The sequence below is a fragment of the Roseomonas acroporae genome (assembly GCF_023223525.1).
Classification (GTDB): Bacteria; Pseudomonadota; Alphaproteobacteria; order Acetobacterales; family Acetobacteraceae; genus Roseomonas_E; species Roseomonas_E acroporae.
Genome location: NZ_JALPRX010000089.1, coordinates 1 through 17,652 on the forward strand (window position 1 = coordinate 1; position 17,652 = coordinate 17,652).

The 17,652-nt window shown below is 66.8% G+C and carries 13 protein-coding genes; all 13 read left to right on the plus strand.

The window, feature by feature from the left end; translation table 11 throughout:
* Nucleotides 1-757: 757 nt before the first annotated feature.
* The 13 genes from M0638_RS19390 to clpB all read left to right on the plus strand — a co-directional run bounded on the left by M0638_RS19390 (nucleotide 758) and on the right by clpB (nucleotide 17,646).
* A complete protein-coding gene (locus M0638_RS19390) occupies nucleotides 758-2,917 on the plus strand; it encodes an amylo-alpha-1,6-glucosidase (protein WP_248668659.1) in 2,160 nt (719 codons plus the stop codon).
* Between the two features lie 643 nt (nucleotides 2,918-3,560).
* Nucleotides 3,561-4,511: a DnaJ C-terminal domain-containing protein gene (locus M0638_RS19395; RefSeq protein WP_248668660.1), complete on the plus strand. Its 951-nt coding sequence runs from the start codon at nucleotides 3,561-3,563 to the stop codon at nucleotides 4,509-4,511.
* Complete coding sequence (locus M0638_RS19400; protein WP_248668661.1) at nucleotides 4,508-4,894, plus strand: chaperone modulator CbpM; 387 nt, start codon at nucleotides 4,508-4,510, stop codon at nucleotides 4,892-4,894. Before M0638_RS19395 ends, M0638_RS19400 begins: the two co-directional genes overlap by 4 nt.
* Nucleotides 4,891-6,447, plus strand: a complete 1,557-nt coding sequence (locus M0638_RS19405; protein ID WP_248668662.1) for a DegQ family serine endoprotease — start codon at nucleotides 4,891-4,893, stop codon at nucleotides 6,445-6,447. Before M0638_RS19400 ends, M0638_RS19405 begins: the two co-directional genes overlap by 4 nt.
* Before the next feature lie 743 nt (nucleotides 6,448-7,190).
* Nucleotides 7,191-7,655 (plus strand): Hsp20 family protein, encoded by a 465-nt coding sequence (locus M0638_RS19410; protein ID WP_248668663.1) that lies wholly within the window; start codon nucleotides 7,191-7,193, stop codon nucleotides 7,653-7,655.
* A 108-nt stretch (nucleotides 7,656-7,763) separates the two neighbouring features.
* Entirely contained in the window at nucleotides 7,764-8,255 is a 492-nt protein-coding gene (locus M0638_RS19415) for an NADH dehydrogenase ubiquinone Fe-S protein 4 (protein ID WP_248668664.1), read from the plus strand.
* Between the two features lie 117 nt (nucleotides 8,256-8,372).
* A complete protein-coding gene (locus tag M0638_RS19420) occupies nucleotides 8,373-8,744 on the plus strand; it encodes an SPW repeat protein (protein WP_248668665.1) in 372 nt (123 codons plus the stop codon).
* Between the two features lie 9 nt (nucleotides 8,745-8,753).
* Nucleotides 8,754-9,059, plus strand: a complete 306-nt coding sequence (locus M0638_RS19425; protein WP_248668666.1) for a hypothetical protein — start codon at nucleotides 8,754-8,756, stop codon at nucleotides 9,057-9,059.
* Nucleotides 9,060-9,078: 19 nt separating this feature from the next.
* On the plus strand, nucleotides 9,079-11,034 hold the full coding sequence (ftsH, locus tag M0638_RS19430) for an ATP-dependent zinc metalloprotease FtsH (protein ID WP_248668667.1): 1,956 nt from the start codon (nucleotides 9,079-9,081) through the stop codon (nucleotides 11,032-11,034).
* Complete coding sequence (locus M0638_RS19435; protein WP_248668668.1) at nucleotides 11,034-11,663, plus strand: MarC family protein; 630 nt, start codon at nucleotides 11,034-11,036, stop codon at nucleotides 11,661-11,663. The genes ftsH and M0638_RS19435 overlap by 1 nt, the downstream gene beginning before the upstream one ends.
* 208 nt (nucleotides 11,664-11,871) lie before the next feature.
* On the plus strand, nucleotides 11,872-13,047 hold the full coding sequence (locus M0638_RS19440; protein ID WP_248668669.1) for a glycosyltransferase family 4 protein: 1,176 nt from the start codon (nucleotides 11,872-11,874) through the stop codon (nucleotides 13,045-13,047).
* Nucleotides 13,048-13,098: 51 nt separating this feature from the next.
* Complete coding sequence (gene dnaK / locus M0638_RS19445) at nucleotides 13,099-15,024, plus strand: molecular chaperone DnaK (RefSeq protein ID WP_248668670.1); 1,926 nt, start codon at nucleotides 13,099-13,101, stop codon at nucleotides 15,022-15,024.
* A gap of 21 nt (nucleotides 15,025-15,045) precedes the next feature.
* The gene (clpB, locus tag M0638_RS19450) at nucleotides 15,046-17,646 is read left to right on the plus strand and encodes an ATP-dependent chaperone ClpB (RefSeq protein WP_248668671.1); all 2,601 of its coding nucleotides are present in this window, start codon (nucleotides 15,046-15,048) and stop codon (nucleotides 17,644-17,646) included.
* Nucleotides 17,647-17,652 lie beyond the last annotated feature (6 nt).

A 17,652-nucleotide genomic window follows, 5' to 3' on the forward strand; every position in this document is an offset into this window, starting at 1 on the left:
CCACCGGATGCTTGTGGAGATATGTCGCGTCACTCGCGGGCCAATAGGTTACGAAGCCAATTCACGATCCTGCCCGGCAGGACCTCGTTCCAGCAGCAAGGAACCTTGAAAGTACTTTGGCATGAACTATCTGGCCTGCCGCCAGATGCCATACCGGGTCTGGCCCGGCTCTGCCGGCGTCAATTCGCAGGTCCATGTTGCTCAATGGAGGATGTGGATGTCGAAGTTCGGATCTCTGATTCACCGCTGGAAGCAGCGCGGACGCGGCTTCTACGAGCGGTGGTGCCGGGGCCTCATCTCCCACCTCAGCGTTCGCTGAGGAGGCCCGCCATGAATGGAGTGGCCTCGGCGGCCCGCGCCAATGACGCGGAGCGGCTCCTCAAGGTATTCCGTCAGTTCGGGCCGGACGGCCGGGCCATCCCAGCCTCCAGCCTCATGCTGCACGCTGGTTTCGAAGGCAACAGGCTCCGTCTCGCGGCAGCCCTGGCGCCTCTGCTCAAGGCTGGAATGATCCGGCAGGGCGGCGCGGACCCGCTGGCGAGGGAACCGGCCTTCCGGCTTGCACGGCCTCTCGCCGTCACAGCGCCCGAGGAGCAGAGGATCGCAGCCTAGCGGGACAGCCATCCATGCACGCAGATCTTGGGGCGGCCGGTCCAGGCGTGACCGGCGGCGCCTTCCGTCTTGCCACAGGAGTCCGTGCCAAGGCGATTGGCACAGCCTTGGGTGTTCCTGGGTCGTCCGAACGAGACCGTGCGAGATGACCACTCTTCTGTCGTTTCCCGTCGAGCAGCAGGGCAAAGACGCTGCTGACAAACCACGCTCGTCCGCCCGGAAGTTCGTTCTCAAGCAGGGCGACACCTTCCTGGTCGCGGATGCTCTGGGCGACATCGGCACCGGCGATGACGGGCTGTTCCATAACGACACCCGCATCCTGTCCCGCCTGACATTGGAGATCGGCGGCAAGACGCCATGGCACCTCGGCACAGCCGTCAGCCATGACAACGTCTTCTTCACGGCGCATCTGACGAACTCGCCCCTGCCACCGCTCGGTGGACCGCCGACGCCGGAGGGCGTCATCCATATCGAGCGTAAGCGTCTGCTCTGGAACGACCGGATCCACGAGCGGCTCCGGTTCACCAACTTCGGCAGCGCGATGGTGGCCCTACCGATCTCTATCGCGTTCGGGGCCGATTACCGGGACATGTTCGAGGTGCGGGGCCAGCCCCGCGCGGCACGTGGCCGCCTGCTGCCGCCGAAGGTCGGTGAAGCGCATGTGCTCCTCCAGTACACAGGCCTGGATGGCGTGCATCGTGCGACATCAGTCGCCTTCTCCGAGGCGCCGCTTCGTCTCATGCCCGACAGCGCCGAGTTCGTGATCGAGATTCCGGAGGCAGGCTCGACGGAGCTCTACCTGGAGATCGGCTGCGGCGAGGAGGAGCGGCCCGGCCGTGCGCGCTTTCGCGCCGCGGCGGCCGCGGCCCGGTCACTCGCACGCCGCGTTCGCCTGCGCGGCGCACGCGTGATCACGCAAAGCCGGCTGTTCAACGCCTGGATCGATCGCTCCCAGGCCGACCTTGCCCTTCTCACGACCGAACTGCCGACAGGCCCCTACCCGTATGCGGGGATACCCTGGTTCTCCACACCCTTCGGAAGGGACGCCGTGGTCACGGCGCTGCAGACCCTCTGGCTCAATCCTGCGCTCGCCCGTGGTGTCCTGGCCTTCCTCGCGCAAAGCCAGGCGCATGAAACGTCGCCATTCCGCGACTCCGCACCCGGCAAGATCATGCACGAAACCCGCAAGGGTGAGATGACGGCGCTGCGGGAGGTGCCATTCGGAGAATACTACGGCGGGGTCGACACCACGCCGCTCTTTGTCGTCCTGGCCGGCGCCTATGCCGACCGAACGGGCGACATTGCCTTCGTCGAGAACCTCTGGCCGGCATTGGTCTCGGCCATCGAATGGGTGGAGGGCGCCGGGGATTCCGACAAGGACGGCTTCCTCGACTACGCCCGTGCCGCCAGCACGGGGCTCGCCAACCAGGGCTGGAAGGACAGCGGGGATTCCGTCTTCCATGCCGATGGCCGATTCCCGGAAGGTCCGATCGCGCTGGTGGAAGTGCAAGGGTATGTCTTTGCTGCCCTGCTCGCCATGGCCGATCTTGCGCAACGCCTGGGCAAGACGGAGGCATCCCGGCACTGGCGCCAGAAGGCCGAGAGGCTAAGGGCGGCCGTCGAGCAGCGGTTCTGGATGGAGCCGGAGGGCTTCTACGGGCTGGCGCTGGATGGTCGGGGCGAACTGTGCCGGGTGCTGGCCTCGAATGCAGGACACCTGCTCTTCACGGGTCTGGCCACACCTGAGCGCGCCGCGAAAGTGACAGCACGTCTCATGTCCGGCCGGTTCAATTCGGGCTGGGGCATTCGCACGCTGGCCAGCGGTCAGGCCCGGTTCAACCCGATGTCGTATCACAACGGCTCGGTCTGGCCGCATGACTCCGCGATCTGTGCTGCGGGAATGGCCCGCTACGGTGCCCGCGACCAGGCGGTCCGGCTCCTGGACCAGATGTTCGAGGCCGCCGTGCAGTTCGACATGCGCCTGCCGGAACTCTTCTGTGGCTTTCCCCGCTCCTCCGGTGAGCCGCCGATCCCGTATCCGGTGGCCTGCCTGCCGCAGGCCTGGGCGGCAGGATCCCTGTTCATGCTGCTGCAGGCGTGCCTCGGCCTGAGCGTCGATGGCTGGCGCGGGGAGATCCGCATCGATCGTCCGCGCTTGCCAAGCAGCGTGAACCGCCTCTCGCTGCGCCGTCTCATCGTTGGCCAGGAACAGGTGGACCTGACCTTCGAGCGCATGGGGGAGCGGGTCGTGGCCTTCGCCGACGGAACCGGCCAGAATGGGGTCGCCATTCGGGCGCAGCTTTAGGAAACGTCCAATGTTGCGTCCAATCCGAACAGCATCGACGCGTCCCGCAGCACCGGCATCACGTGCCATGGCAGGGGAGGAGGGCGGACGCGGACCGTGGCTGAACGAGGCCCCGGCCGTTGAAATCCGATGCGAGAATTCTAGCTCCAACTTCACCCCGCGCCGCTCGGTGGGCGGGGCTCTCAACTCGTATCCATGTTGCTCGACGGGAGGATATGGCTATGAGGAGTCGGAAAGACGGATTGCGTCAGCACGCGCTCGCTTCGGCTGGAGCGCAGCTTCGCGGGCATCTGGGCACGACGTGGCGGCGCCTGCGGTACTGGCTGCGCCCCAGCCGCTCGTCGTCTTGGTCACCTGTCCAGTTCGGTGGCTGGCCGGCGCACCCGGAGCTGTGGGCATCGTGGGCCTTCGGTCTGCTCGTGCTGTTCCTTCTCCTGGAGCAGCGTCTCGCAGGAGGCCTACCGTGAGAGACCGCCGCGCCCAAACGCCCGGTGATCGACTGGGCTTGCCCGCGCCGCCGACAATGACGCCGCCGACCAATGTAAAGGTCCAGGTGAATCGCGGCTGTCGGCGTCTGCGGGACACGACAGATCTGCTTGCTCGCATCGAAGAGGTGGGAGGCCGCGTATAGGCCGAGCGAACGATGGCCGAAAAGGACCCGTACCAAACTCTTGGGCTCAAGCGGGACGCCAGCGAGGCGGAGATCCGCTCCGCGTACCGCAAGCTTGCCCGGAAACACCACCCCGACCTCAATCCCGGGGACAAGCAGGCCGAGGAGCGCTTCAAGGAGGTGTCCGCCGCCAATGACCTGCTCTCCGACCCGGAGAAGCGGGCGCGATTTGACCGCGGCGAGATCGACGCCTCCGGCCAGGAGCGGCCCGAGCGGAACTTCTATCGCGGCTTCGCCGAGGGCCGTGAGGGGGCGCGCTACCGCCCGGGGGACAGACCGCAGGGCGGCTTCGCGACCGATTTTGGGGAGGACGATTTCGGCGATGTCTTCGCGGATCTGTTCGGCAGGACCGCGCAGGGCAGATCTGGGCCGAATGTCCGGATGCGAGGTCGGGATCAGCATTACCGGATGACGGTCGATCTGCTCGATGCGATCCGCGGAGCGACCCGGGCGCTCACCCTGCCCGATGGGCGGAGTTTGGACGTCCGCATTCCGGTTGGCATCGAGGATGGCCAGGTCATGCGCCTGAAAGGGCAGGGGAGCCCGGGCCTGAATGGCGGGCCTGCCGGCGACGCCCTGATCGAGATCCAGATCGCTCCGCATCCGTTCTTCCGGCGCGAGGGCGACGACATCCATGTCGAGGTCCCGGTGACCGTGGCGGAGGCCGTCCTGGGCGGCAAGATCACGGTCCCGACCCCAACCGGGAACGTCAGTGTGACCGTGCCCAAGCGGTCCGACACCGGTGCGCAGCTGAGGCTGCGCGGCAAGGGCGTGCCGGCCCATGCCGGCCGCCCGGCCGGTGACCAGTACGTCACCCTGAAGGTCGTGCTGGGTGAGGTCGACCAGGATCTCGAGCGCTTTCTGCGGGACTGGGCGCCGTGCCACGCGGCGAACCCGCGCCGTGCGATGACGGGGGAAGCATGATCACCATCGAGACCCTGTGCCGCTCGGTCGTGGGGCTGGACCGGAGCGCGGTCGAGCGGTGGATCGAGAACGCCTGGATTCAGGCCGAAGGCACCCCAGGGCGGTATCTGTTCCGCGAGATCGATGTCGCCCGGGTTCGGCTGATCCACGAGTTGCGGACCGAGTTGGCGGTCGGCGACGAGGTCCTGCCAATGGTGCTCTCGCTGCTCGATCAGCTTTACGAGACACGGCGCCGCTATTCACTGCTCTGCGTCGCGCTGAACCAGGCTCTGCCCGAGGAGACAAAGCTGAAGGTCCTATCGGCCCTTGAGGGGCTCCGGAGCGCGCGTCCCGTCGCGGCAGGGCATCACTCGCCCCCAAACACGGAGGATCACGCGGAATGAGCCCATTGTCCTGCCGCCGCCGCGGCGCGGCGCTTGCGGCGGTGTTGCTGGCCGGAACGGCGGTCTTCGATGCCGCCGGCTGGCTCCCCGTTCGTGCCTACGCGCAGAGCGCGGCGCCAACCCAGACGCAGCCGGGCGCCCCCGCCGTAGCTGCCCCTCAGGTCGTGCTGCCCGGCTTCGGTGACCTCGTCGCCAAGGTCCGCCCGGCCGTTGTCACCATCACCACGACCGCACGCAGCGGGGCTGAGATGGGCATGTCGCCCTTCCCGCCGGGCTCGCCGCAGGACCGCATGTTCCGCCGCTATTTCGGCGGCGGGGATGATGCCCCGGCGCGGCAGGTGCGGGGACTTGGCTCTGGCTTCATCGTGGATGCTGACGGCTACATCGTCACCAACAACCACGTGGTGAAGGACGCGACCGAGGTGGAGGTGACGCTGGATGACGGGCGCGAGCTGCCGGCCCGCATCGTCGGCCGTGACCCGCGCACCGATCTGGCGCTACTGAAGGTCGATGCCGGCGTGCCGCTCCCCTTCCTGAATCTTGGCGACTCCGATAGGGCGCGGCCGGGTGACTGGGTGATCGCCGTCGGCAATCCCTTTGGGCTGGGTGGCACAGTGACGGCCGGCATCCTCTCCGCCCGCGGGCGCGACATCCACAGCGGTCCCTATGACGACTTCCTGCAGATCGATGCGCCCATCAACCGCGGCAATTCCGGCGGTCCGCTCTTCGCGCTGGACGGCACGGTGATTGGCGTGAACACCGCGATCTTCAGCCCCTCCGGCGGCTCCATCGGCATCGGCTTTGCCATTCCCTCCAATCTCGTGAAGAGCGTGGTGGCCCAACTGCGGCAGAACGGGCACGTGGAGCGCGGCTACATTGGCGCCATGACGCAGCCGGTGGACCTGACCATGGCCCGCGCGCTGCACCTGGCGAAGCCCGAGGGCGCGCTCGTTGCTCAGGTGGAAGAGAACAGCCCCGCCGCACGCGCGGGGTTGCAGCCTGGTGATGTGGTGACGGCGGTGAACGACCAGCCCGTGCGCTCCCCCCGCGATCTCGCTCGCGCCGTCGCCGACCTGCGGCCCGGCACAGAGGCAACACTGACCGCGCGCCGGAACGGCGAGGACCGGCAGCTCTCCGTCCGGGTCGCCGCTCTACAGGACCGCGGGGCGGACGAGGTAGGGGGCGAGGAGGAGGTGGGCGGGAGCCGTGGACGGCTGGGCATCGCGCTGGCGACAGTGGAGGAGGCACGCCGGGCTGGGGCCGAGATCCCGCCCGGCACGGAAGGCGCGGTGGTCGCCGGCGTGCGGCCAGGCAGCCCGGCAGCCGAGGCGGGACTGCGTCCGGGCGACATCATCACGGCCGTCGGGAGCAAGCGGGTAGATAGTCCGGACGCGGTGGTGAGCGCCATCCGCCAGGCTGCGCGGGCGAATGGCGGCGCCGTGGCGCTCCGGCTGCTGCGCGACGGCCAGAGCCTCTTTGTCGCAGTGCAGCAACCCGGATCAGATCGGAGTCGCTCTGGCGTCAGCCCCGGTCTTTCCGGGCCTATCCGCTGAGGGCTGTCTTGGACAGCCAACCTGGCAGCCGGCAGAGACCCTGCCGGCCCTCAGCGAGCCGCGACGGTGCCCGTCCGCCGTTGTGGGACAACATCATTGGACCGCTATCCACGAGCTTGCGGCCCGACGGAGCCTGAGGGTTGAGGCGGGCGCAGCCCGTCGTTCTGGCCAAGTGGCTTGCCGGAAAGGAATGGTCCCAAGGCAGGCGCCCTGACCGTAGGGTCGGTCGCCGTGTCGGGCGCATCGACATAGCGCGATGAGATACGCAGCCGTCCTGTCTCGACGCCTCATGATCGACGGCGAGTGCCTCCTCCGCGGTGGGAACGGCCATAGCGGCCGGCGTGCTTCCTGACTTGGTGGTCTCCTCAGGCCCTGCCTCCACGGCTCAACGCGACGAGCGATCGAAAGTGGAATGATCCCGGAGGAATACTGGCCGCACCTACCTCCAGTCTCACCATGCATGTCGTGACCTGACCGCGGGAGCGGCTGCCTGGCTTCTGCGCCGCTGTCCCACGATACAGCGTCCGGGGGCTTCCATTGCGCGGTGGCAGACCTCGCCCGTCGAGGCAACGCATCCGACCGGGTCTGTCTGACCGCTTCGAAGGTCCCGGGGTTCCAACCCTCTTGAAACGAAGTCGGCAGCTACCTAGCTCGCTGGGCGCCAGACGCCACGTTGCGGGTCTGGCTGGCGCCGCGAAGGCGCCTTCTGCTCATACCCATGTTGCTCAGTGGAGGATATGGCTATGGAGCTCACGGATCTTGCTCCTCTTGCGCGGTCTTCGATCGGCTTTGACCGCCTGCTCAAGCTCCTGGAAGGCAGCAGGCTTCCAGAGCCGGCGGACGACTACCCGCCCTACAACATCGAGAAGACGGGCCAGGACGCCTACCGAATCACCCTGGCGGTTGCTGGCTTCGGTCCGGACGATCTCGACATCATCTTGCAGCCCAATCTGTTGGCCGTCAGCGGCAAGAAGGCGGACAGCGAGGCGCGTGGCAAGGGCTTTCTCTACCAGGGCATGATTCAGCGGCCATTCCGGCGAGTGTTCCATCTGGCTGACTACGTCCAGGTCAGGGGCGCCGAGCTGAAGGATGGCATGCTGGTCATCGATCTCGCCCGTGAAATTCCGGACGCCATGAAGCCAAGGCGGATCGAGATTGCCGGCGGCCAAGCCCGGCCGGCACAGATCGACACGGGCCACGGCGGATAACCGGCTGCATCCTCGAGCGCTCGTCAGCGGCACGTGGCGGTAGGGCCACAGTGCAAACACCGCTGCGTGCCCGCCGCTCGAGGCAGCCGATGGCTGAAGGTGATGCAGATGTCGCAGAACAGTACCACCACGGTTGCGGCGGAAGCCTTCGGGCATGCCGTTCCTCAGGGATCGCCGGCGAATGATCGGTTCCCGGCGCTCGCATCGCGGGCTTTCCCGTCCGATGCTCATGCGATTATCCGGTGTCCAGGCCCGTCCGTCCTGTCGTCGGGCCGGGCCCGGGCGCGGCAGTGGATCTTGGAGTTCACGCCACGCTCGCCTTCGTTCAAAGAGCCGCTGATGGGCTGGATCGGCGGTACTGACCCGCTCCGTCATGTGCGGCTCCACTTCCCGAGCCGGGAGGCGGCCGTCGCCTATGCGGAGCGCGAGGGACTTTCCTATGAGGTCCAGGAGCCGACGCATCTGCCGGTAGCAGAGCGGAGGCGGGGGGAGCCGGACGGCGCGAGCTCGCGAGTGACCTTCCTGCACCGCGGCTCGGCGAGACCTGCGGCCAATGCTTCCGCTCCGGTGCAGGTCAATGAGGGGCGGCGTGTCGCATGATCTGTCCCGAACGCACGGAGGCCTTGAGCATGCCGGAGGCAGGACCCGCCAGGGTGCGGGCCAGTCGGCCTCAGGTAGTCCCTGCGTACTTCACCGTGTCTCCAATGGAGGAGTGCGATGAACATATCGATGAGGAGCAAAGACAAGCCTATTGAGATCGTCAATCTGGTGGCCGCCGCCTGTCTGTTCCTGGCGCCCTGGGGCTTCGGCTTCACCAGTGACTGGCCCGCGGCCTGGAGCGCATGGCTGGCGGCCGGCATGCTGGCCGTGTACGCGGTGGCTTCATGGCGCAGCTCCAGTGGCCGGAACGCCTGGACCGTGGGTGGCGAGGCCACCATCGGTATCTGGGCGATCTGCGCACCGTGGGTGGGGCACTTCTCCACCAACCAACCCGCGATGTGGAGCCATGTGATGGTTGGTGCTGCCGTGCTGCTTGCCGCGGCGCTCGACGTGATCTGGCCCCACATGCACGGGAGCAGGATGGCATAGGAGGTCGCCATGAGCCGCCTTGCCATCCTGCTGTTCAGCCTGGCCTGTCTTGCGACGGCTACGGCTCATGCGGGCATGCCCGACGCGCGTAACGCCAACCTGGGCGAGGGGACGGACTTCGCCTACGCCGAGGCCTTGAACGCACTGGCCGCCGACGGCTGGCGTCATGTCTCTGATCTGCGCCGCGAGGGCGACTTCGTGCGCGCGACGGCGGAGGACTTCGACGGCCGCCGGCGGACCGTGCTGGTCGACCCGCGGACCGGCGTCGTCCTGCCAGAGTTCGAAACGACCAGCGGCGACGGACAGCGGTCCTGACATCTAAAGGAGGACGGACATGCCAAGCGATGCTCCCCAGGTCACGAAGGCGAAGCCGCCGGTGCAGTCGGGCACCGCTTGGCTGAGCCGGGTACGTGACTGGTTCCGGCAGGTGTTTCGGTTGAATCCGGACGGGCGTAAGCCAAACAAGCAGCAGTTGGGGGCGCATGCCGGATACTGGATCGCAGCCTTCATCGTTATCACCTTGCTGCAGAGCTGGTGGGCGGCCAGCCAGGCCGTGCAGCCGATTCCCTACAGCGAGTTCCGCCAGCTGGTTCGCGAGCAGAAGGTTGCCTCCGTCCAGATCTCCGGCTCCCGCCTTTTTGGCACATTAAAATCGCCCAACGCGGACGGCCGCCGGTTATTCGAGACAACAGCGGTGCCCGAGGACATCGCAAAGGAGCTGGAGGCTGCCGGCATCACCTTCACAGGCGCCGTGCCGAACACCTTCTGGTCCAACCTGCTGTCCTGGCTGCTGCCGATCGTCGTCTTCTATCTCGTGTGGGCACTGGTCTGGCGGCGCGCCGTGTCCAATCTCGGGATGGATGGCGGGCTGATGTCCATCGGCCGGTCGCGCGCCAAGATCTATGTCGAGAGCGACACCAGGACGACCTTCGCTGACGTGGCCGGGGCCGACGAGGCCAAGGACGAGCTGAAGGAGATCGTCGCCTTCCTGAAGGATCCGGAGGGATATGGGCGGCTGGGTGCGCGCGTGCCGAAAGGCGTGCTGCTGGTCGGCCCACCGGGCACGGGCAAGACGCTGCTCGCCCGGGCCGTGGCGGGCGAGGCAGGCGTGCCTTTCTTCTCCATCTCTGGCTCCGAGTTCGTGGAGATGTTCGTAGGGGTCGGCGCGGCACGCGTCAGGGACCTGTTCCTGCAAGCGCGTGACAAGGCGCCGGCCATTATCTTCATCGATGAGCTGGATGCGCTCGGCCGCGCCCGCGGCGCCTATGGCTTTGGCGGCCATGACGAGAAGGAGCAGACCCTGAACCAGCTCCTGGTGGAGCTGGACGGCTTCGATCCACGGACCGGCGTGGTCCTGCTGGCCGCCACCAACCGGCCCGAGGTGCTGGATCCCGCGCTGATGCGGGCCGGCCGGTTCGACCGCCAGGTCCTGGTGGACCGCCCGGACAAGCCCGCTCGCGCTGCCATCCTCCAACTCCACCTCAAGCGCATCAAGGCAGCGCCCGAGGTCACCGCCGACCGGCTGGCTGAGCTGACGCCCGGGCTAACCGGGGCGGATCTGGCCAATGTCGTGAACGAGGCGGCGTTGCTCGCCACCCGGCGTGGGGCGGATCAGGTCGACATGTCCGATATCAACGAGGCGGTGGAACGGGTGGTGGCCGGTCTTGCCCGCAAGACCCGTGTGCTCAACCCGCGGGAGCGTGAGACGGTCGCCTACCATGAGATGGGACATGCCCTGGTCGCGCTGTCGCTGCCTGACACGGACCCCGTCCACAAGGTCTCGATCATTCCGCGGGGCGTGGGCGCGCTGGGATACACGATCCAGCGGCCAACCGAGGACCGGTTCCTGATGAGCCGGGAGGAGCTGGAGAACAAGATGGCCGTTCTCCTCGGCGGCCGGGCCGCGGAGGTGCTGGTCTTCAACCGGGTCTCGACCGGTGCAGCCGACGACCTGCAGCGGGTCACCGATATCGCCCGGGCCATGGTGACCCGCTTCGGCATGGCGGAGGAGCTCGGCCCGGTCACCTTCGAGCGCGAGCAGCGCAGTTTCCTCGGCGCGGCCCCGCCTGCCTTCGAGCAGCCGCAACGGGCCTACAGCGAGGCGACGGCCCAGACCATTGACCGGCTGGTCCAGGATCTCGTTCAGAAGGCGTTCAGCCGGGCCTCCGACATCCTGCAGGAGCGGATCGACATCCTGCACCGGACTGCGAAGGAGCTCCTGGTCAAGGAAACTCTGAGCGCTGAGGAACTGGCCGTCTTGACCGGGAAGGTTGAACCCTTGGCTGCCTGATGTTGACCGACACAGCCATCTCGGCCCTCGTCATGCTGTTCGTGACGGTGGCTCCCTTCGAGGTCGCCTCGATGTTCTTCGTGCTGGCGGTCAACGCCTCGCCGGAGCAGCGGCGCCAGTTGGCCCTGCGGGCCTGCGTGATCGGCTTCCTGGTCCTGCTGGCCTTTGCACTCGGCGGAAACCGCCTGCTGGGCGCCTTGCAGATCGGCTTGCCCGCGTTTCGGGCTGCCGGCGGTATCCTCCTGCTGGGCCTGGCGAGGGATCTCCTCTTCGCCAAGCCGTCAGGGCTATCCTCCATTACTCCTGGCGAGGAAGAGGAGGCCGCCGGGCAGCCCGATATCGCCGTTTTCCCGCTCGCCATTCCGCTGATTGCCGGGCCCGGGAGCATGACAGCCATCGTCCTGCTCACCGGCCAGGCGGACAACGCAGGCCAGATGGTGGTCGTCCTTCTCGCCCTGCTGGCCATCATGGCCCTGACCTGCGGCGCGATGCTGGCGGCCGAACGTCTCTTCCGGCTCATGGGGCGGACCGGGATCAATGTCATCGCGCGGGTATCGGGGATCCTGCTGGCCGCCCTGGCCATGCAGTTCCTCTTTGACGGGTTGAGACAAAGCGGGTTGCTGCACTGACCTGCGGAGGCAGTGCCTTTCGTCCCCCGCTGAAGGACGCGGACGGCGGCTCGGGTTGCCATCTTTGGCGCAACCAAACCGCGTCTGGGTCTTTTCTTTGGCGGCCGACGGACTAACTGTTTAGCTGGACGGAAGACGCGGTGCCACATGACGGGCCGCGCGGTTCGCTTCCATTGCCGACACTTTGCTCTTGCAGGAGGTGTTGTCGATGAGGATTGCTCAGATCGCACCGCTCTACGAGCGGGTGCCACCCAAGCTCTATGGCGGCACCGAACGTGTCGTCTCCTATCTGACCGAGGAGCTGGTCCGCCAGGGCCATGAGGTGACGCTCTTCGCAAGCGGTGATTCGATCACCAAGGCGAAATTGGTCCCTTGCTGCGACACGGCTCTGCGCCTCAATCCAAAGGTGAAGGACTCTCTACCCTATCATGTTGTGCAGCTGGAGAAGGTTCGCCAGCGAGCCAGCGAGTTCGACGTCCTTCATTTCCATACCGATGCGCTCCATTTTCCGCTGTTCCGTGGCCTGGCGAAGCGGACGTTGACGACGCTGCACGGGCGCCTCGATCTTCCGGATCTGAAGCCCCTCTACACCGAGTTCCCTGAGTTCCCACTGGTCTCGATCTCCCATGCCCAGCGCTGGCCGATGCCGCCGGTCAACTGGGTCGGGACGGTGCCGCACGGCCTCCCGGGTGACCTCCTGCCATTCCGTCCCACCGGCGAGGGCGGCTACCTCGCCTTCCTCGGTCGGATCTCGCCAGAGAAGCGGCCGGACCGGGCCATCGAGATCGCAGCACGAACAGGACTCCCGCTCAAGATCGCGGCCAAGGTCGACAAGGCGGATGCCGATTACTGGTCCGACGTGATCAAGCCGATGATCGAGCGGAACCCCCGCGTCGAGTTCATCGGCGAGATCAATGAGCATCAGAAGGCGGAGTTCCTCGGCAACGCGCTCGCCCTGCTGTTCCCGATCGACTGGCCCGAGCCGTTCGGACTGGTGATGATCGAAGCGATGTCCTGCGGCACGCCGGTCATCGCCTTCCGGTGCGGCTCCGTGCCGGAGGTCATCGAGAACGGTGTCTCGGGGTTCATCGTCAGCTCCATCGACCAGGCGGTCGACGCGGTCCAGATGGTCGGGAGGCTTGAGCGGCAATCAGTCCGTCAGGCCTTCGAGCAGCGCTTCACCGCCGAGTGCATGGCCCGCGAGTATCTCTCGATCTATGAGCACCTGGCTGGAACGCGCCTTTCGGCGCGCCGGCCGGCTCATCAGAGCCGGCTCTCGCCCCTGGCCATGCCGGGTGACATCACCTTGCCGTCCGGAGCCGGCTGGATGGAAGCCCCCGGGTCGCCGGCCGCGCAGGCCCGGTCGATTTCCGGCCAGGCCTGACGGCGACAACACATCGAACCAACGAAAGGAACAGAGCGACGGAGATGTAACATGGCAGCCAAGGTCATCGGCATCGATCTGGGCACCACCAACTCCTGCGTAGCGGTCATGGAGGGTGGCACCCCCAAGGTCATCGAGAACGCCGAGGGCGCGCGGACCACGCCCTCGATGGTGGCTTTCACCAAGGGCAGTGAGGTGCTCGTTGGCATGGCCGCGAAACGCCAGGCGGTCACCAACCCCGAGAACACGATCTTCGCGGCCAAGCGCCTGATCGGGCGCCGCTTCGACGATCCGACCGTCACCAAGGACAAGGGGCTGGTGCCGTATAAGATCGTGCGTGGCGACAACGGCGACGCCTGGATCGAGGTACAAGGCAAGCGCTACAGCCCAAGCCAGATCAGCGCCTATGTGCTGACCAAGATGAAGGAGACCGCCGAGGCCTATCTCGGCGACAAGGTGACCCAGGCGGTCATCACCGTCCCGGCCTACTTCAACGACGCCCAGCGCCAGGCCACCAAGGACGCGGGCCGCATCGCCGGCCTCGAGGTCCTGCGCATCATCAATGAGCCGACTGCGGCGGCGCTCGCCTATGGCATGGAGAAGAAGGGCACCGGGCGGGTGGCGGTCTATGACCTCGGCGGCGGCACCTTCGACATCTCCATTCTGGAGCTCGGCGAAGGTGTCTTCGAGGTGAAGTCCACCAACGGCGACACCTTCCTGGGCGGCGAGGACTTTGATGCCCGCATCGTCGACTACATCGCGGGCGAGTTCCAGCGCGAGCAGGGCATCGACCTGCGCCGTGACCGCCTCGCACTGCAACGCCTGAAAGAGGCCGCCGAGAAAGCAAAGATCGAGCTCTCCTCCGCGAAGGAAACGGAGATCAACCTGCCCTTCATCACGGCAGACGCCTCCGGACCGAAGCACCTCCTCGTCAAGCTGACCCGTGCGAAGCTGGAAGGCTTGGTTGATGATCTTATCCGGCGCACGATCGAGCCCTGCCGTGCCGCGCTGAAGGACGCCGGTGTAACCGCCAAGGACATCGATGAGGTGATCCTCGTTGGCGGCATGACCCGGATGCCCAAGGTCATCGAGGCGGTCAAGGAGTTCTTCGGCAAGGAGCCGGCCCGCAACGTCAATCCGGACGAGGTGGTCGCGGTCGGCGCGGCCGTACAGGCGGGTGTCCTGACCGGTGACGTCAAGGACGTTCTGTTGCTCGACGTGACCCCGCTGTCCCTGGGCATCGAGACGCTGGGCGGGGTATTCACCCGGCTGATCGACCGCAACACCACCATCCCGACGAAGAAGTCCCAGACCTTCTCCACCGCCGAGGACAACCAGACTGCCGTCACGGTGCGCGTATTCCAGGGCGAGCGCGAGATGGCGGCTGATAATAAGCTGCTGGGTGAATTCAACCTGGTCGGCATCCCGCCCGCCCCGCGTGGCATGCCGCAGATCGAGGTGACCTTCGACATCGACGCGAACGGCATCGTCTCCGTCAGCGCCAAGGACAAGGCGACCGGTAAGGAGCAGCAGATCAAGATCCAAGCCAGCGGCGGCCTGTCCGAGCAGGAGATTGAACGTCTTGTCCGCGAAGCCGAGCAGCACGCCGGTGAGGACAAGCGGCGCCGGGCGGCCATCGAAGCGCGGAACCAGGGCGACGCGCTGCTCTATACCGCCGAGAAGCAACTGCAGGAGAACGGCGGAAAGGTCGACGCTGCCGAGCGGCAGGGCCTGGAGGATGCGATCCGGCAGCTGCGGGACGTGCTCAGCGGTGACGACGCCGACCGGATCGAGCGTCAGACCGAGGCCCTGTCCCAGGCGCTGTCGCGGTTCGGCGAAGCCGTCCATCGCGGCGCCGCGGGCCAGGACATGTCCGCCGGTCAGGGCAGCTCGGCTGGGAACGGCGCGGGCGGCACCGACAACGTGGTCGACGCCGAGTTCGAGGAGGTCGACACCCGCAAGCGCGGCCAGGGCTGATGAGGTGAAGGGAGGCTGACCGTGGACATTCAAAAGTTCACCGAGCGGGCCCAGGGCTTCCTGCAGGCGGCGCAGACCATCGCCATCCGGGAATTCTATCAGCGGATCACGCCGGAGCATCTGCTGAAGGCACTCCTGGACGATGAGGAAGGGGCAGCAGCGGGCCTGATCCGGGCGGCCGGGGGCGATCCCCAGGCTGCCAGGCAGGCGATCGACCTCGAGGTCTCCAAGCTGCCCAAGGTGCAGGGCTCCGGCGCCGGCCAGCCGCAGGCGACGCCGGATCTGGTCCGGGTGCTGGACGCGGCGGAGCAGGCCGCGCAGAAGGCCGGTGACGAGTATGTGGCGCAGGATCGCCTGCTGGTGGCGCTTGCCGCCTCCGACGGCCCCGCGGCTCGCGCCCTCCGCGAGGCCGGCGCCACCCCGCAGGCCCTGGACAAGGCCCTGACCGACATCCGCAAGGGCCGCAAGGTCACCAGCCAGAACGCCGAGGCCAGCTTCGACGCGCTGAAGAAGTATGCCCGCGACGTCACCGCGCTGGCCCGGGAGGGTAAGCTCGACCCGGTGATCGGCCGGGAGGAGGAAATCCGCCGCACGGTCCAGGTTCTGGCCCGCCGCACCAAGAACAACCCCGTGCTGATCGGTGAGCCCGGCGTCGGCAAGACGGCCATCGTCGAGGGCCTCGCGCTGCGCATCGTCAACGGGGACGTACCGGAGGCGCTGAAGAACAAGCGCCTGCTGGCGCTCGACCTCGGCGCGATGGTGGCGGGTGCCAAGTATCGTGGCGAGTTCGAGGAGCGCCTGAAGGGCGTGCTGCAGGAGATCGAGCAGGCCGCGGGGGAGGTGATCCTGTTCATCGACGAAATGCACACGCTGGTCGGCGCGGGCAAGTCGGACGGCGCGATGGACGCCTCCAACCTTCTCAAGCCTGAGCTGGCCCGTGGCGCGCTGCACTGCATCGGCGCGACCACGCTCGACGAGTACCGCAAGCACGTGGAGAAGGACGCGGCGCTGGCGCGGCGCTTCCAGCCGGTGTTCGTCGGTGAGCCGAGTGTGGAGGACACCATCTCCATCCTGCGCGGCATCAAGGATAAGTACGAAGCCCATCACGGCGTGCGCATCAGCGATTCCGCCCTGGTCGCAGCGGCGACGCTATCCCAGCGCTACATCACCGACCGTTTCCTGCCGGACAAGGCGATCGACCTGGTGGACGAGGCTGCCTCCCGCCTGCGCATGCAGGTGGACAGCAAGCCGGAGGAGCTCGACGAGCTCGACCGCCGTCTCATGCAGCTCAAGATCGAGCGCGAGGCACTGCGCAAGGAGAACGATCCAGCCTCCCGGGACCGGCTCGAGAAGCTGGAAAAGGAGCTGGCCGAGCTTGAGGAGCGGTCCAACACACTGACCGTTGCCTGGCAGGCCGAGAAGACGAAGCTGACCGAGACCCAGAAGCTGAAGGAGCAGCTCGATCAGGCTCGCAGCGAGGTCGAGATCGCGCAGCGCCAGGGCGACCTCGCCCGAGCTTCGCAACTGCTCTACGGCGTCATCCCGGATCTGGAGCAGAAGATCGCCGGTAGCCAGGGTGAGGGCCAGCTCGTCAACGAAGCGGTGACCGAGGAGCAGATCGCCGCGGTGGTCTCCCGTTGGACCGGCGTGCCGGTGGACCGGATGCTGGAGGGCGAGCGGGCCAAGCTGCTGCGCATGGAGGACGAACTGCGCCGCCGCGTGGTTGGCCAGGAAGAAGCCCTGCGCGCGGTGGCCAATGCGGTGCGGCGCGCGCGCGCCGGGCTGCAGGACCCGAACCGCCCGATCGGCAGCTTCCTGTTCCTCGGCCCCACGGGTGTCGGCAAGACCGAGACCTGCAAGGCGCTGGCGGAGTTCCTGTTCGACGACGAGCGGGCGATGGTGCGCGTCGACATGAGCGAATTCATGGAGAAGCACAGCGTCTCCCGCCTGATCGGCGCGCCGCCGGGCTATGTCGGCTATGATGAGGGCGGCGTGCTCACTGAGGCCGTGCGGCGCCGTCCCTATCAGGTTATCCTGTTCGATGAGGTCGAGAAGGCCCATGAGGACGTTTTCAACGTCCTGCTCCAGGTTCTCGATGACGGCCGCCTGACAGACGGGCAGGGCAGGACCGTCGATTTCAAGAACACCATCATCGTACTGACCAGCAATCTCGGTAGCGATGTTCTCGCGGCTCAGCCGGACGGTGAGGACACCGTCCTGGTGCAGGGCCAGGTGATGGCGGTGGTGCGGCGGCACTTCCGGCCGGAATTCCTGAACCGGCTGGATGAGATCGTCCTGTTCCGTCGCCTGCAGCGCACCGATATGGCGAACATCGTCGATATTCAGCTCGGACGGCTGCGCAAGCTGCTCGGTGACCGCAAAATTACCCTCGACGTCGATCGCGGCGCGCTCGAGTGGCTGGCCGAAGCGGGCTACGACCCGACCTACGGTGCCCGTCCTCTGAAGCGCGTCATCCAACGTGAGCTGCAGAATACGCTGGCGGAGATGATCCTGACTGGAGACATCCGCGACGGTGACAGGGTCCATGTGAGTGCCACCGACCATGGGTTGGCCATCATCCCGCCGATCCATGTGGAGGAGGTCACGCCAAGGGCCGCTTGAGATGAT

Coding starts and splice junctions, on each gene's coding strand:
- M0638_RS19390 (WP_248668659.1), top strand. CDS start 758: ATGACCACTCTTCTGTCGTTTCCCGTCGAGCAGCAGGGCAAAGACGCT.
- M0638_RS19395 (WP_248668660.1), top strand. CDS start 3,561: ATGGCCGAAAAGGACCCGTACCAAACTCTTGGGCTCAAGCGGGACGCC.
- M0638_RS19400 (WP_248668661.1), top strand. CDS start 4,508: ATGATCACCATCGAGACCCTGTGCCGCTCGGTCGTGGGGCTGGACCGG.
- M0638_RS19405 (WP_248668662.1), top strand. CDS start 4,891: ATGAGCCCATTGTCCTGCCGCCGCCGCGGCGCGGCGCTTGCGGCGGTG.
- M0638_RS19410 (WP_248668663.1), top strand. CDS start 7,191: ATGGAGCTCACGGATCTTGCTCCTCTTGCGCGGTCTTCGATCGGCTTT.
- M0638_RS19415 (WP_248668664.1), top strand. CDS start 7,764: ATGTCGCAGAACAGTACCACCACGGTTGCGGCGGAAGCCTTCGGGCAT.
- M0638_RS19420 (WP_248668665.1), top strand. CDS start 8,373: ATGAACATATCGATGAGGAGCAAAGACAAGCCTATTGAGATCGTCAAT.
- M0638_RS19425 (WP_248668666.1), top strand. CDS start 8,754: ATGAGCCGCCTTGCCATCCTGCTGTTCAGCCTGGCCTGTCTTGCGACG.
- ftsH (WP_248668667.1), top strand. CDS start 9,079: ATGCCAAGCGATGCTCCCCAGGTCACGAAGGCGAAGCCGCCGGTGCAG.
- M0638_RS19435 (WP_248668668.1), top strand. CDS start 11,034: ATGTTGACCGACACAGCCATCTCGGCCCTCGTCATGCTGTTCGTGACG.
- M0638_RS19440 (WP_248668669.1), top strand. CDS start 11,872: ATGAGGATTGCTCAGATCGCACCGCTCTACGAGCGGGTGCCACCCAAG.
- dnaK (WP_248668670.1), top strand. CDS start 13,099: ATGGCAGCCAAGGTCATCGGCATCGATCTGGGCACCACCAACTCCTGC.